The following is a 13,938-nucleotide window of genomic DNA, read 5'->3' as shown; positions in this document are numbered from 1 at the left end:
TCGCTCTTCGGGCCATAATCTGCGCGCTCTCTGCCATCACTCGTCCAAAAAAACGATGGCAGCCGGCAAACAACCTTTCAAAACCGCAGAAAAACAGGCGTTTATGGATGGGCACTAGCTAGTCGGCCGACATCTTTGCGAAGTCTCCGCGGACGATCCCGTGGCGCTGGAGCTTGTCGTAGAATGTCTTGCGTGGAATGCCGAGAATTTCGATCGTTCGACGAACGTCCCCACCATTGGACTCCAAAGTCCTGCGGATGATCTCGGCTTCATACCGTTCTATGCGCAGAGGCAGTGGCAGCTTATCCTCGACGCTCTGGTTCTCGCCAGGGCCTGTATCTGTCGTGGGCTCGATGCCCAATATGAAGCGTTCCGCGAAATGCGACAGTTCCCGCACGTTGCCCGGCCACGTATGGTTCTGCATATAGAGGTGCAGATCGTGAGAGATCGCGGGGATCGGCCGCTTGAACTTCAATGCGGCGCGTTCGGCGAAATAGCTGAAGAGCAGGGGAATGTCGTCGCGCCGGTCGCGTAGCGGCGGAATTGTGATCGTCACGACATTGAGGCGATAATAGAGATCTTCGCGAAAATCGCCCCGCTGGCGCGGATCGCCGAGGTCTATCTTGGCTGCGGCAACGATCCGCAGATCGACCGGCCGAACCTCGTTGGTGCCGAGCGGCGTGACTTCGCGCATTTCCAGCACCCGTAGCATCTGCACCTGAGTCGACGCCGGCATGCTCTCGATTTCGTCCAGGAAGAGTGTGCCGCCGCTCGAATGCTCGATGCGACCGATACGTTTCTTCTGCGCGCCGGTAAAGGCGCCGGCCTCATGGCCGAAGAGTTCGCTTTCGATCACCGTTTCCGGCAGGGCGCCACAGTTCAGCGCCACGAAATTGCCCTTGGCGCGACGGCTCCAGCGATGCAGCAGGCTCGCAACCACTTCCTTGCCACTGCCGGTCTCGCCGGTCACAAGCACATCGACATCCGTATCGGCGATTTGCTGCAAAGTGCGCCGCAGGCGCTCCATGGCCGGCGTTTGCCCGATCAGCGGCAGTCCACCCTGCGCCTGATCTGCAGCCTCGCGCAGCGATCGGTTGTCGAGAATCAGCCGTCGCTTTTCCGCCGCCCGCCGAACGCTCTGGACCAGACGATCTGCCGCGAATGGCTTGGCGATGAAATCATAGGCCCCATCCTGGATGGCCTTTACCGCCATCGGAATATCGCCGTGCCCCGTGACGAGGATGACCGGCAGGTCCTCGTCGAGTTGGCGCACACGATCGAAAAGCTGCAATCCGTCGATCTGCGGCATGCGGATATCGGAGACGATAACGCCGGCAAAGTCTGCCCGCAGCGCTCGCAGCGCCTCGACCGCGGAATGGAATGGGGACACCGAAAACCCGGCAAGCTCTAGCGTCTGCGTCGTCGCCCTGAGAAGATCCTTGTCGTCATCAATCAGAAAAACGGGAATTGCGTCGCTCATTGAGGTGCCTTCAGGAGATGGATCGTAAAGCGGGTTCCGCTGTTGTCGCTTTCGACATCGATACGGCCGCCGTAATCGGTCACGATGTCCTTCGAGATGACCAGACCGAGGCCCAGCCCCTTTTCCTTCGAGGTATTGAACGGCGTGAAGAGAGAATCGAGGATTTCGTGCGGAATGCCCGGTCCGTTGTCGGCGATCGTGACCGCTACCTCGCTCTTACTCTCCCGGCAAAAGACCCCGACGCGCGCATTCTCGTGACCTTCAAGCGCTTCCAGCGCATTCTGGAAAAGATTGATCAGCACCTGCTCCAGCCGGACGCGGTTTCCTATGACTTCGAGTTCAGGCGGCGGCAGTTCGATTTTCAAGGCATCGAGCCTTCCGGCAAAGCGGCTTCGCAATAGCACGACAGCGCCTTCGAGGACCCCGCGAAAGGCGACCGGCTCGGCGGCGGTCCGGCCCTTGCGCGCAAAAGCTTTCAATTCCTCGGTTATTGTTCCGATCCGCTCTGTGAGCGAGGCGATTGCGCCAAGATTCTCGTCGGCGGAGGTCGGTTGCTGTCGTTGCAGAAAGATCCGGGCATTGTCCGCATAGGCGCGGATGGTCGCGACCGGCTGGTTGATCTCGTGGGCGACGCCGGCCGCGACCTGACCGAGGATCGCCAGCCGATTTGCCTGAACAAGTTCCTGCTGAACGACCTGCAGCCTTGCTTCGGTCGCCTGGTGATCCGCGATCTCGGCCTGGAGGTGGTCGCGGGCACGGCTTAAATCCTCGGTTCGCTCGAGGACACGGCGTTCAAGCTCCGCGCGTGCTGCGCGATCGGTTGCTATTCTCATGACGGCAGACCGCCGACGCCAGAGTAGGAAGCCAACGATTGCCAGGAGCGGCACCAGGACTGCCAGCGTGAGGAACCGCGCTTCACGAACGGCTGAGGCGGTGACCGCTTCGGTCGGGACGAGATATTCGAGTTGCCAGGAGGTTGAGGGAACGGCCGCGCGAAGACGCAGAAACTCCCCCTCCTTTCCGCCGGGCATGATAACGTGGACAACCGATGCATCGGGGCTTCCGGCCTGTTGTTTGATCGGCAAGGGCAGGAGCGGAGCGTCGCCGAATTGCAGGCTTTTTCGAATGGTGGCGAGGCTTTCGGCCGGAATTGGCGCTGCGGCCATGAAACGCCAGGAGGGAATGCTGGTGATCAGCACGACACCGTGCTCGTCGGTGACATAGACCGGGCGTGCCGCATCCCGCCAATCGGATTCCAGCTGCTCGAATTCCATCTTGACGACGACGACGCCAAGCGGCTTTGCCGCATCGCCGACCCGTCGCGAAATATAAAGGCCGGGGCGATTGCTGACATTGCCGAGCGCGAAATGCTCGGCCGTTCCCGTCTCCATCGCGTGCCTGAAATAATCACGGAAGGAATAGTCGTTTCCGACGAAGCTCAGAGGCTCCTGCCAGTTGCTGGAAGCAATCGCAATGCCATTCGTGCCGGTGACATAGAGGACGGAGGCGCGGGTATCGGCCACGAGACCTTCAAGCTTGCGGTCGAGCGCGACGACGGCGTCGTTTCCCGGCGCGAGCAGCGTGTCGCGAACCTGCTGGTCATCCGCCAGCAGAAGCGGCAGAGCGCGAGGACCCTCCAGAACGGCGCGCAGCAAGGCGACCTTAAGGTTCGCGTCCGTGCGTCCCTGGTTTTCGAGCGCTTCCATCGCCAGCAGCCGACCGTAGACACCCGCGCCGTAAAGAGCGATCCCGATGGCAACCGCCGACAGTGCGGCAAAAACGAGCCAGATAAGCCGGGTTCGTCTGCCGAGTTGTTCAGGTGTCCAGAGTTGTTTCTGTCCTGTTCGATCTAGCATTCGCGCATTGTGCATAAACTCGCACATTTAGTAAATCGCTCTGTGCGGAAAACCGCACGTTTGCCGGCGCGATGACTGATGTCCGGACATTATATCGTTTATTTTCAAAGCACTACTGCTCTTCCGAGGAGTTGGCACACCCATTGCAACTCAAGCAGGAGCAGTCGGGGGCTGCCGATATCGTAACTGTCCGCGGCAGCAAGAGCGCCCGGGCGCAGTGGAGGAAATCATGGATATTGCAATCAACGCCGCCGGCGAGCGCGGCAAAACTCCCCTTTACCGGCATCTTTACGTGCAGGTGCTCGTCGCCATCGCCGCCGGCATCCTGCTCGGCCATTTCTATCCTTCGATCGGCGCCTCGATGCAGCCGCTCGGCGATGCCTTCATCAAGCTCGTCCGCATGGTAATCGCTCCGGTCATCTTCCTGACGGTGTCGACTGGCATTGCCGGCATGGCGGACCTCAAGAAGTTCGGTCGCGTCGTTGGCAAGTCGTTGATTTATTTTCTCGTCTTCTCCACGCTGGCGCTCGTGGTCGGCCTTCTCGTTTCGAACATATTGCAGCCGGGCGCCGGCATGCACATCAATCCGGCGACGCTCGATACCAAGGCGGTAAACAACTACGCTGCCCAGGCCCATGACGCCACGGTCGTCGGCTTCCTGATGAATATCATTCCCGACACCATCGTCGGAGCCTTTGCCAAGGGCGATATTCTGCAGGTGCTGTTCTTCTCCGTCGTCTTCGGTATCGCACTCGGTGCCGTCGGCGAGCGCGGCAAGCCGGTGCTGGATTTCCTGCAGGTGCTGACCGCGCCGATTTTCCGACTGGTCTCGATCCTGATGAAGTTCGCGCCCATCGGCGCCTTCGGTGCCATGGCCTTCACCATCGGAAAATACGGTATCGCCACGATCGCCAATCTCGCCTTCCTGATCGGCACTTTCTACCTCACCTCGCTGCTGTTCGTTCTCGTCGTGCTGGGTGCGGTTGCCCGCTATAACGGCTTCTCGATCCTAGCGCTGATCCGTTACATCAAGGAAGAACTGCTGCTCGTGCTCGGTACGTCTTCTTCCGAGGCTGCCCTGCCGGGGCTGATGAACAAGATGGAACGCGCCGGCTGCAAGCGCTCCGTCGTCGGTCTCGTCATTCCGACCGGCTATTCCTTCAACCTCGACGGCACGAACATCTACATGACGCTGGCAGCCCTCTTCATCGCCCAGGCGACGGATACGCCGTTGACGCTTGGCGATCAGGTGCTGCTGCTGCTCGTTGCGATGCTGAGTTCCAAGGGTGCGGCCGGCATTACCGGCGCGGGCTTCATCACGCTTGCCGCCACGCTGTCGGTCATTCCCTCGGTTCCGATTGCGGGGATGGCGCTCATCCTCGGTATCGACCGCTTCATGTCTGAATGCCGTGCGCTGACCAACCTGGTCGGGAATGCCGTTGCGACAGTCGTCGTCGCCCGTTGGGAGAACGAGCTGGATCAGACAAAGTTTGCAGCCGCGATGGCCGGCCAATTGTCCGGCGATCCGGAGGCAATTCAGCCGGCTTTGCAGGCTGCGGAGTAATCACGGGCATTGACTGCCTTGGGCTGCCCCGCGGCGAGAAGCGTGGGGCAGCCATTGCAGCGCTCATCAATCCGAAACTTCCTACTGCTAACATTGGCGCCAACGTTGTCGACATTGTCGTTTGTTTGCGGTCATTGCCTGAAGGTTTGGACGAATGCGCACTTTAAACAATCGTTTTGCAAAAGCTGTTCTTGTGAGTTTTTTATGCGCTGCAGCGCCATTTAGCGCGAATGCCGCGACGGAGTGGCTGGGCTCGGCAAGCCAATGGTCGGTCGGATATGTGACCGAGGGCTCGCAGAATTATTGTTCTCTCGTCTGGGACAGCGAGACCGGAAAGACAGCCGAGTTTCGCGAGGGTATGAAAAACGACGATAGCTGGGTCGTTTCAAACGCCGCTTGGAATCTCCCCGAAAATCTGTCGACGCAAGTGGTCATCAAAGGCCGCAAGAGCTCGATGACCATGCCCGCGGTTGGGGTCAGCAAAACAAGCCTGCGTCTGATGAACCCGAATGGAGAAAACCCCAAAGGAAGCCTTAAGGCGATTATTCGATCGGCTGTGGCGGGAACGGTGGATCTCGATCTTGACTTTGCGGGTACCGAACCGGATTGGGTCCTGCCTACGTCGCGTATCTATCCGCTTCATGCGACATTTACGTCCTGCCTTAGCCGTCTCACCGACCCGAGCGTCGACAAAACCGAGACTGGCGCAACGAAGCCGTTTTAAGGGACGTTTCCGCCTTCCCTGACAGATGGCCTGTGGACAAGGCGGACGCCAACCTTTCGGAAACACTTAGGCGCAATAATCCGGCTCAAAACGAGTCGGGAGTCAGTCACCATGGCGGCGAAGCGCGGAAATCGACGGAAATCGTCTGGCAGAGGCAAGATCAGCGCAAGCGGTAGCCTGATGCCCTGGTATGCCGGAGCCGCTCTCGCGATTGGCGGTATCGTCGCCTATGATCACTGGCCGGCGCTGAAGCCGAAGCTTATCGCCACGGAGCGCGTCGCGACCGCATCAATTGCTCCGCGTGCCCCTGCGGAAAAGCCGGCACTCGCGCCGGTTCACGTTGCCGCCATGCGAGCGCCGTCCTTGCCGGAGCCGCCGGCGCCTATCCCGTCAGCCTCCATCCCTGTCGTGCCGGTTTCCATCCCCAGGCCCTCGCCGACACCGGCCCCTGCGACGGCATCCGAAAGCTTCGGCTTTTGCGGCGATGGCCCGCATTTCAACTGCGTGGTCGACGGCGACACGTTCTGGGTACGCGGCGTGAAGATCCGCATTGCCGATATCGACACGCCCGAGATAAACCCGCCGGCATGTCCGGAAGCCAAGAACAGGGGAACGGCTGCGAAGCTAAGATTGCTCGCGTTGCTGAATGACGGAGCCTTCACTCTGCAGGCAGGCTCTTCCGAAGTCGACAAGGACGGGCTCAAATTCAGAACGATCTACCGGCAAGGCCGCTCGATCGGCATGCAGATGGTCAGCGAAGGTTTGGCGCAGCCGTCGGGTTCGCATAAGCCTTGGTGTACCTAATTCATCTCGACCGCACTCAAGGCATTCACATGGCGTTAGCCGCCTGATATCTAAAACGATCCCTCGACATTCACCTCGATCAGGTCCCGCGGTTTGATGGGTGTGTCGGGCGTGGCTTCGAACCGTTCGGTCTCGCCCTTGTCGTTCTGTCGCGCGATCATGATTTTCGGCGGGCTGTTGGCGTTATTGTCCAGCGCGCTCGATTGTTGCTGGCTCTCCTGATTGGTCTGGTTGAGCAGAGCCTGGGAGACGCGCATCTGCAAATCAGACTTCGCGATCTCGCGGAGGGTCGTGCTGAGTTCGTCCTGAATCTGTGAGTTCATGGAATTGACGACAGTGGCCGCGTCCCGCTTGTTCTCCGCGAGGGATTGGCGGGACTGGACCAGCTGAAATTCCAGATCGAGCAGCTTGCTCTCCGCATCGGAGTGAGCCTGGTCGAGTTCGAACTGGCGCGAACTCACCGTCAGACCCTTGTCCACCAGCGTGGCCACAGTCGCCAGTTGCTTCTCGAACAGCGACACCTGGTGTTCCTGGGCTTGGATCTTGCTTTGCAGAGTATCGATGCTGTTGGAATAGAGCTTGCCGAGATCCTCGGCAGAGGCAATCTTGCTATCGAGCTCAACCCGGCGAAACTTCATAAGGTTGAGTTCCTCCGCATGAAGCTCTTCGGCGCCATCGGTCTTCGTTAGGGTCGCTGGGGTATCGAAGTTGTCCTTTCCGGCCATCTCGGCGCGTAGTCGTGACTCCCGCATCAGCAGGGTATTATAGTCCAGTTCGGCATCGCCCAGCGTGCCGGTTGCTTGGATGCGGTCGCGATTGATCTGTGCGCTACGGCCTTCGCCATCTTTTTCAAAGCCACCCGCCAGGCTGATCGCCTTCATGACGGTCAGATCGGGATTGTAGGGATACTGGCCTGGCGAATGGACTGCGCCAAGCAGGTAGATGGGACCATATTGTGAGATTTCGACTGAAATGAACGGCTTGTTTGCCAGACCGGCGCGCTGCTGGAGGGCATAGGCGATTTTCGCCGCGAGACTTTCCGTCGTCAGGCCGGTCGCCGGCACTTCGCCGACGAGCGGAATTGAGACCGACCCGGACTGGTTGACGACGTACTCGCCGTCCAGAGCCTCCCAGCTCTTGTAATCCCCCTCACCGGAGCGCCATTCAACGACCCGCAGCTTGATCTTGTCCTGCGTCACCAGCTGGTAGCTGTCAGCCAGGGCTTGTCCCGCGCCTGCCGTTAGACCGGCGAAGACGATGAGGCCAAGCATCGCGTTCCAGAGGGACCGTTTGCTGAGGGCGGAAGGCGTCGGCGTCCTCGCCATATCGGGCGTTGCGAACTTGGTAGCGGAGAAATGCGTACTCATCGTCTCACCTATGGTCGTGGCGTTACAATTCGGCCCGGCGCGGAGCTCGGGTCGATAAAGGACAGGAGGATATTTGCCATTGCGGCAAAGCGCGGAGGCAATGCCGCGATCAGCCGATGTGCCACCGCAATGTCCTGCGGGTCGACGGCGCCGAAGAAACGCAGGCACAGTGCGTACACGAAGGCAGCGCCCAGGATGGCCAAGACCAGGCCATGAAATCCCGGAACAAGCGTGACGACCACGAAGGCTGCCAGCGAGGCGACCAAGGCCGCCAGAAGGATGCGCAGAAGTGCCGCAAAGGGATAGGAGAAACGCAGTCGGGTGGTGATGAACCAGAGCCCTATGCCGATCATCGCGAGCTGTGTTGCCGTTCGAGATATGGCAGCACCGAGCAACCCATAATGCGGGATGAGAAGAAAGCCTCCGGCGATCGACAGCGCAGCGCCGATGAGCGAGGTAACGAATATGACGTCGCTGCGGGCAAGCGCATTCACCAGATGTGTGCCGATGACTGTTGTTATCGAGAAGGCTGCTGCCGTCGCGATGATCGTGGCGGCGGGAATTGCCGGTGCAAAAGATGGTCCATAGAGGAGCTGGACGAGGGTTGGAACAATGGCCGCCATTCCGAAGCAGGCAGGGAAAGCTGCTATGGCCAGGAAACGCGTACCGCTGGCGAAAGCCATCTGAAGACCTTGCCTGTCCTTCTGCCCATGCTTCTCCGCGAGCATCGGAAGAAAAGCGCCCGTCAGGAGGAGCGGGCCCTGCGACGCTATCGCCGACAGTGCCAATGCGACGCTGAACAAGCCGACCTCGCGATAGCCCCAGAAGCTCTGAAGGAAGAGGATCTCGATCCTCGACCAGACGAAGGTATTGCAGAGATTGGCTGCCCAGGAATAACGCCCGTATGTGCGGGTTTCGCTGATGAGCTCGGCCGTCACCGTGCCGTTTCGCGTCATCAGCTTAGCGCCAGCGACCGTGAGCAAGATCTGCCCAGCGATATAGCCCGCAATCGCGCCTGGAACATGGAACAAGAAAGCGCCGAGATAGACGCAGACGATTTGAGCGACCATCGAGACGAACGACACAGCCGCGGGCGTTACAAAATCCTGCGAGCCTCGATAATGCGCCATTCCGAATGTCGCAAAGGACTGTGTGAAGGTCAGCAGCGCGACAAAGAAAACGAGATTGGTCGCGGCATCGCCATCCGTTTCGCCAAAGAGCCGACGAAGGGAATCTGTCGCCGTCCCTGGATCTGCAAAGTAGAACACAGCGAATGCCGCGATACCCATGGCATTGTAGAGCAGGAGACGACGGGCGAGCCTGCCGGAAAGCGAATAGGCGGCGGCCTTATCTCCCTGACCATGCAGATCTGCCGTAAAGCGGCCGACGCACAGCGACGTCCCGCCATCGACAACCTGTGACGCTATGAGCGCCAGCCAAACGGCGAATGCGACGAGACCGGTTCCTTCGACACCGAGCAGGTTGGCGGCAATGATTCCGCTAATGAAAGTAGCAAAAACAGTTGCAAAGCCAGATATGGCCGAGTACATCGATCTTTTTGCAAATATAGCCAGCATATTCGTCCTCAATACTTTCTTTTTTTCTTAGATTTCTCGAATAATATGATGGATATATCATGTGATCTGTTATACGATGCGGATGAATGCATGGACGCAGTGAGCGGGGATTGAAAATGAGGTCGGTTCTTGTAAAGAGTGCGATCGCAGCCTTGGTTATATACATTGGCGTCAATTTGATCGTAACCGGACCGGACAGTCCGGCGACTGCGCAATCGGCGCCCATCGATCCGACTTCCCTGACCCCGACTTTTGACGAAAACTTCGATAAGCTTGATGTATCCGCATGGGGACCGGGAACGCGATGGATTGCGCACACCCCCTGGAACGGTGACTTCGGCGATGCGCGCTTTACCGACCCTGGCCCGGATTTCCCCTTCACCACCCGCGACGGGATGCTCCGGATCGAAGCACGAAAGGGCGACGACGGAAAGTGGCGCTCCGGGCTGCTGTCCTCGACCGATCAGAAGGGAAATGGGTTCAAGCAGAAATACGGTTATTTCGAAATGCGTGCCCGCTTTCCTGCGGGCGACGGCATGTGGCCCGCCTTCTGGCTGGTCAGCAATACAGAAAAGAAGGGGATCGAACTTGATGTCGTCGAGTACTACGGCCAGTTTCCGGGACAGTACGTGGCGTCGTTGCACATTTGGGATCACAAGACCCCCTCGCTCAGCCAGAGCTTTCATCAACGCGTCGCGGTGCCGAGCGGAAGCCTGACCACCGACTTTCATACTTACGGCGTTGCCGTCCAGCCGGATAGAATTCGGTTCTACCTCGATCGCAAGCAAATTTGGGCAATCGCGACGCCGCGTGAACTCGATGTTCCCTTCACTGTCCTCGTCGATCTCGGATTGGGCGGCGGATGGCCAATCGACAAGGCGCCGAGCCCATCGGTCATGGAAGTCGACTACGTTCGCTCCTGGGCCTTCCCCGGCACTTAAGGAGCAACCGGCAACTGGCGCACTGAAACCGGGTGCGGGATGGCTGTATTGAAGTCTCATGCCGCGACCCGCTCTGTAATGTCGACAAATTGCTCCATCTGGCGATCGACCATGATCTCCGGTCGATCGGCATAGGCGAAAGCGGCTTCACGTTTTTCCTGATAGACGGTTGGGTCGTTCCATAGGAGGCGTAGATGCTCCGCCCAGATGATCGGCGATGCGTCGGCGTTGACGAGAATGCCGCCGGGGCCGACGGATTCGGATAGACCTCCGAGGTCGCTGGACAGCACTGGAATGCCGCTGAAATGGGCTTCGCTGACGACCCTTCCCCATGTCTCCTGCCACTGGGTAGGAACGAAGAGAATTCTAGTCTGTTTGTAGATGCTTGCCATGTCCGTTGTGCGATCAACCAGCCGGACATTCGCAAGCATTGCCAGACGCCGCTGAAGCTCTGCCTCCTCCTTCTTGGAGAGCGGCCAGGCGCGAACAAAGAGGAAGGGGATATCAGGGCAGAGCGTTGCAACGGCGAGCGCAATGTCCAGCCCCTTTGCCTGGATAGGATTGATGAAGGTGACGTGCCGCCCCTCGCCATAGGTCCGGTAGACATCCGGCCGAAATATGGGGGGAATGACCGCGGTATCGATGCCGTAACGTGCCTTGAACCTGGCCGCGGTGAAAAGTGAATTGCCGATATAGGCTGAGAATGGCAGATCCTCTGCCTTATCAGGCCAATTACCCGACTCTCCGTCGAATTCCAGTCCGTGCAGATAGGCGATACTGGCTATGCCTTTCTCTCGAAAGGCGCGGCCCATCTGCACCATGTTTCCGTTCTGGATCACCACGACTTGCGGCAAGACGAGACCGCGCAAATCCTTCCATGGTCTCAGACAACGATAGACCTCATAGCCCAGCGACCGATCGACGACCACATTCTTGAATTGCGCACAACTCGCGGCAAAACGCATCGCGCCGAAAGAATCCCGGAGCGAGAGTTTCGAGAGTACGCCCGTGCTGCATCCGCGCTCGTTAAGTTCGAGCGCGAGGTGATGCGTGTTGATCTCGAGGCCGCCGATAAGTTGCGGCAAGTGCGGAGTTCCGCTGGCAAGAAGGATGCGCATGGGGGCCATCCTCCTATTGCTTGTCCGTCTCCCCGGTCCGCCGGGGTGTCATGAACAGCCATTCCTGAACACCTGTGCGCCGCTCGTTCATGAGTTCGACTGCCGTGCCCGACATCCATCTTGCCAGGAAAGGCAGTTCCCTGGCGGGGAAGTCAGCCATCGTGCGTGGGCGCGCGTAGACAGACTTTATGTCGTGGGTCGCACTGAAACGCTGGACCAGGCGCTCGGTGCATCCCCGAACGAGGCCGTCATGGGTTTCGACGAGGATATCGGCCCTGTTGAGTTCTGGAATGGCGGAATTGTCGAGCAATTCCTTTTCGCCGCCTTCGATATCACAAAGGATGAAGGGGCGGGGCCCAGCTCTATCCAACGCATCGCGCAGGTCCGGCGCCGTGCAGAACCCCCTGAGAGTAATTCTATCGGCGACGCCGTTTGCACGGGCGGTTTGCCAGAATGGCTCATGATGTTCCGGGAGGCCTTCGAAGCCGATGACAGGCGTAGAGGGCATGCGCCGTGCCAGACCGATCGCATAGTAGCCGTCGGCAACGCCGATGTTGATGACGGTGCTGTAGGGCCGGCTGACGATGTCCTCGATGATGGGAAACAGCTCCAGTTCCTGTGTCCCGAGCAGATATCCTAGGAGCTGCCGCTTCGAAAGCGGGCTGAGGTGGAGTTTCATGCCGCGAAACGGTCCTGAAAGCACCTCGTTGCCTGCAGTCCGCCTGACGATTGCGCAGGCCGCTTGCCAGCGGGGCGTCACCACCCAGCGGGTGGGCGCCCGGACTTCTTCCGGAAGCCGTCGGTAGGATTGATAGATCCGCATGGCAAAGGGATTTGCCTCGATCGCATTCCATGTCGCATGACGCATCTGATTTCCTCCGTTAAAGCCGCGGTGGATGAAATTTTCCGTGCAAGCGTATTCTTCGAATAGACGATGTGGTCATTGCTGCTGCAAAGCGCGCGCCGGCGTCATGCGTTGCAGCACGAGGTCCATCACGGCCATTGCGTTGCCGCGCAGACGTCCTCTGCGATCTATCGCTTTCTCCTGTCTCAACGTGCCGTAGATGTTGGCCGCGAGATTCCTTGCCATTTGCAGGAGGCCCATTTTCCAGGAGCATGTTCCCTTTGCGATCAGGTAGCAGGGATTGGCAATCTGCGAATATCCCAGGCGAGCGCCGGGTTGCCGGCCGGATTTTACGCCGAGGTGCACCCCGCGTGCGCGCTCGACGCGAACGATCCAGCCAAAGGGCGCCATGCTGCGGCTGAAATCGACATCTTCTAGCCAGGCATAGAGAGGCAGTTCCTCATCGAAACGCAGCCGCTGCGTCCGGACGACCGCCATGCGGACGGCCATGTTGCAGCCGTAGCCGTTATAGACAACCGACAGGGGAACGGGTCGCGGAGCGCCGGCCGCCGCAAGTCGTTCCTCGGCTTCGTCAGCTGATAAGCCGGCTCCCGTGACGCCGTCCGCCACGACGCGTCCCGTTGTCATCACGACCTCGGAATGCTCGCGGAAAATAGCTTCCATTTCCGCGAGATAGTCTGGCGCCATGATGAAGTCATCATCGAGGAAAAGGAGGACGTCGATAGCGCTGGCGGCGTCCATCAGGCGATTGCGCTGATGGGGCAGCCCCTTCGGCGCAAGAAGGCAGCTGATTTTCGGATATGCCGATCGTAGCCCGGCTATATCGGCTTCGCTCGGCGCGCATACGAAGATAGCGTCCGGTGCGCGCGTCTGTTGTCCGATGAAAGCTATGGTTTGCAGCAGGACGTCAGCGCGACCTGCCGTCGCTATTGCGATCCCGATCCGCATCTGTTTTGCAGCCGATCGCAGAACCTGGTCAGATATGAACTCAGCACCCATACTCGTTGTTACTCCGTCGGTTCATGCAGGTTTTCGTGCGAAGGCCCACACCATCACAGGAAAGTCCGGCTCGTTTTTCATGGATCCCAGGAAGCCGCCCTTCGGCCAGCGCTTGAAATTTGCTTGAACGCAGCTGCGGTTGCCCCAGGATTTCGTCGTGATCGCATCCTCGGGAAATCCGGCTTCCTGCAGGAGGCAGGAGAGACCGGTTTCGGTCCAGCGGTTGCAGTCGATCGGCGATGCGTGCACCCGAAGCAGGAAGGGTGTCGCGATGATAAAATATCCGCCTGGCCGCAGCATCTCGTAGACATTGCGCGCAGCCCGCATCGGCCATTTCAGATGCTCGAAGACCTGGTCGGCGATGATGAGGTCGAAACGGTCTGGAAGAGTTTCGCTGCAGATGTCGAAGCCGGGATATTCGGTTGCCAGATAGGATTTGAATGTGAACTGGCGCTGCCATTGGACGCCGCCCGATACTTCCATGACATCGAGATTTTCGGGACCAAGTTTGCGAATGAAGGCAAAGGCGTCGCGATAGAGCATGACGCGAACCCAATCATCGGTCTCATAACCGATGGAATGCAATGTCTTGCGAAGGCGATCCTTGAGTTGGGGATGTCTGCGAATGAGCTCGATATTCATA

At 59.1% G+C, this 13,938-nt stretch carries 12 protein-coding genes; 4 read left to right on the top strand and 8 right to left on the bottom strand.

Going from position 1 to position 13,938, the window contains the following annotated elements; genetic code table 11:
• Positions 1 to 118: 118 nt before the first annotated feature.
• Entirely contained in the window at positions 119 to 1,480 is a 1,362-nt protein-coding gene (locus DTW90_RS33900; protein ID WP_149344219.1) for a sigma-54 dependent transcriptional regulator, read from the bottom strand.
• Positions 1,477 to 3,351 carry a sensor histidine kinase gene (locus tag DTW90_RS33895; RefSeq protein WP_149344221.1) on the bottom strand — a complete coding sequence of 625 codons (1,875 nt, stop codon included), beginning with the start codon at positions 3,349 to 3,351 and terminating at the stop codon, positions 1,477 to 1,479. Before DTW90_RS33895 ends, DTW90_RS33900 begins: the two co-directional genes overlap by 4 nt.
• 214 nt (positions 3,352 to 3,565) lie before the next feature.
• Between DTW90_RS33895 and DTW90_RS33890 the strand changes: the two genes are divergently transcribed.
• The 3 genes from DTW90_RS33890 to DTW90_RS33880 all read left to right on the top strand — a co-directional run bounded on the left by DTW90_RS33890 (position 3,566) and on the right by DTW90_RS33880 (position 6,428).
• Complete coding sequence (locus DTW90_RS33890; protein ID WP_132523411.1) at positions 3,566 to 4,900, top strand: dicarboxylate/amino acid:cation symporter; 1,335 nt, start codon at positions 3,566 to 3,568, stop codon at positions 4,898 to 4,900.
• Positions 4,901 to 5,054: 154 nt separating this feature from the next.
• Positions 5,055 to 5,624: a hypothetical protein gene (locus DTW90_RS33885; RefSeq protein ID WP_149344217.1), complete on the top strand. Its 570-nt coding sequence runs from the start codon at positions 5,055 to 5,057 to the stop codon at positions 5,622 to 5,624.
• 111 nt (positions 5,625 to 5,735) lie between these two features.
• On the top strand, positions 5,736 to 6,428 hold the full coding sequence (locus tag DTW90_RS33880; protein ID WP_149344215.1) for a thermonuclease family protein: 693 nt from the start codon (positions 5,736 to 5,738) through the stop codon (positions 6,426 to 6,428).
• A 50-nt stretch (positions 6,429 to 6,478) separates the two neighbouring features.
• Here DTW90_RS33880 and DTW90_RS33875 read toward each other — a convergent pair whose 3' ends face one another.
• Together DTW90_RS33875 and DTW90_RS33870 are read right to left on the bottom strand one after the other, a co-directional pair.
• Positions 6,479 to 7,795, bottom strand: a complete 1,317-nt coding sequence (locus DTW90_RS33875) for a polysaccharide biosynthesis/export family protein (protein ID WP_149344213.1) — start codon at positions 7,793 to 7,795, stop codon at positions 6,479 to 6,481.
• An 8-nt stretch (positions 7,796 to 7,803) separates the two neighbouring features.
• Entirely contained in the window at positions 7,804 to 9,345 is a 1,542-nt protein-coding gene (locus tag DTW90_RS33870; protein ID WP_188080150.1) for a polysaccharide biosynthesis C-terminal domain-containing protein, read from the bottom strand.
• 143 nt (positions 9,346 to 9,488) lie between these two features.
• On the opposite strand from DTW90_RS33870, the gene DTW90_RS33865 reads away from it, so the two are divergent.
• Positions 9,489 to 10,313 carry a glycoside hydrolase family 16 protein gene (locus DTW90_RS33865; RefSeq protein WP_132523406.1) on the top strand — a complete coding sequence of 275 codons (825 nt, stop codon included), beginning with the start codon at positions 9,489 to 9,491 and terminating at the stop codon, positions 10,311 to 10,313.
• A 56-nt stretch (positions 10,314 to 10,369) separates the two neighbouring features.
• Here the strand turns inward: DTW90_RS33865 and DTW90_RS33860 are convergent, their stop codons facing one another.
• From DTW90_RS33860 to DTW90_RS33845, 4 genes are all read right to left on the bottom strand, one after another.
• Positions 10,370 to 11,431, bottom strand: a complete 1,062-nt coding sequence (locus DTW90_RS33860; RefSeq protein ID WP_165927825.1) for a glycosyltransferase — start codon at positions 11,429 to 11,431, stop codon at positions 10,370 to 10,372.
• Between the two features lie 13 nt (positions 11,432 to 11,444).
• On the bottom strand, positions 11,445 to 12,299 hold the full coding sequence (locus DTW90_RS33855) for a hypothetical protein (protein WP_132523404.1): 855 nt from the start codon (positions 12,297 to 12,299) through the stop codon (positions 11,445 to 11,447).
• 72 nt (positions 12,300 to 12,371) lie between these two features.
• A complete protein-coding gene (locus DTW90_RS33850; RefSeq protein WP_132523403.1) occupies positions 12,372 to 13,295 on the bottom strand; it encodes a glycosyltransferase in 924 nt (307 codons plus the stop codon).
• Positions 13,296 to 13,316: 21 nt separating this feature from the next.
• Positions 13,317 to 13,937 carry a methyltransferase domain-containing protein gene (locus tag DTW90_RS33845; protein WP_132523402.1) on the bottom strand — a complete coding sequence of 207 codons (621 nt, stop codon included), beginning with the start codon at positions 13,935 to 13,937 and terminating at the stop codon, positions 13,317 to 13,319.
• Position 13,938: the final 1 nt, after the last annotated feature.

The organism is Neorhizobium sp. P12A, assembly GCF_008365395.1.
Classification (GTDB): Bacteria; Pseudomonadota; Alphaproteobacteria; order Rhizobiales; family Rhizobiaceae; genus Rhizobium.
The sequence above is the reverse complement of the archived record's forward strand: the minus strand, read 5'-3'. Positions and strand labels throughout refer to the sequence as shown.

What these genes read in the sequence shown, in the direction of transcription:
- DTW90_RS33900 (WP_149344219.1), bottom strand. Translation starts at nt 1,480, where the DNA reads ATGAGCGACGCAATTCCCGTTTTTCTGATTGATGACGACAAGGATCTT.
- DTW90_RS33895 (WP_149344221.1), bottom strand. Translation starts at nt 3,351, where the DNA reads ATGCACAATGCGCGAATGCTAGATCGAACAGGACAGAAACAACTCTGG.
- DTW90_RS33890 (WP_132523411.1), top strand. Translation starts at nt 3,566, where the DNA reads ATGGATATTGCAATCAACGCCGCCGGCGAGCGCGGCAAAACTCCCCTT.
- DTW90_RS33885 (WP_149344217.1), top strand. Translation starts at nt 5,055, where the DNA reads ATGCGCACTTTAAACAATCGTTTTGCAAAAGCTGTTCTTGTGAGTTTT.
- DTW90_RS33880 (WP_149344215.1), top strand. Translation starts at nt 5,736, where the DNA reads ATGGCGGCGAAGCGCGGAAATCGACGGAAATCGTCTGGCAGAGGCAAG.
- DTW90_RS33875 (WP_149344213.1), bottom strand. Translation starts at nt 7,795, where the DNA reads ATGAGTACGCATTTCTCCGCTACCAAGTTCGCAACGCCCGATATGGCG.
- DTW90_RS33870 (WP_188080150.1), bottom strand. Translation starts at nt 9,345, where the DNA reads ATGTACTCGGCCATATCTGGCTTTGCAACTGTTTTTGCTACTTTCATT.
- DTW90_RS33865 (WP_132523406.1), top strand. Translation starts at nt 9,489, where the DNA reads ATGAGGTCGGTTCTTGTAAAGAGTGCGATCGCAGCCTTGGTTATATAC.
- DTW90_RS33860 (WP_165927825.1), bottom strand. Translation starts at nt 11,431, where the DNA reads ATGCGCATCCTTCTTGCCAGCGGAACTCCGCACTTGCCGCAACTTATC.
- DTW90_RS33855 (WP_132523404.1), bottom strand. Translation starts at nt 12,299, where the DNA reads ATGCGTCATGCGACATGGAATGCGATCGAGGCAAATCCCTTTGCCATG.
- DTW90_RS33850 (WP_132523403.1), bottom strand. Translation starts at nt 13,295, where the DNA reads ATGGGTGCTGAGTTCATATCTGACCAGGTTCTGCGATCGGCTGCAAAA.
- DTW90_RS33845 (WP_132523402.1), bottom strand. Translation starts at nt 13,937, where the DNA reads ATGAATATCGAGCTCATTCGCAGACATCCCCAACTCAAGGATCGCCTT.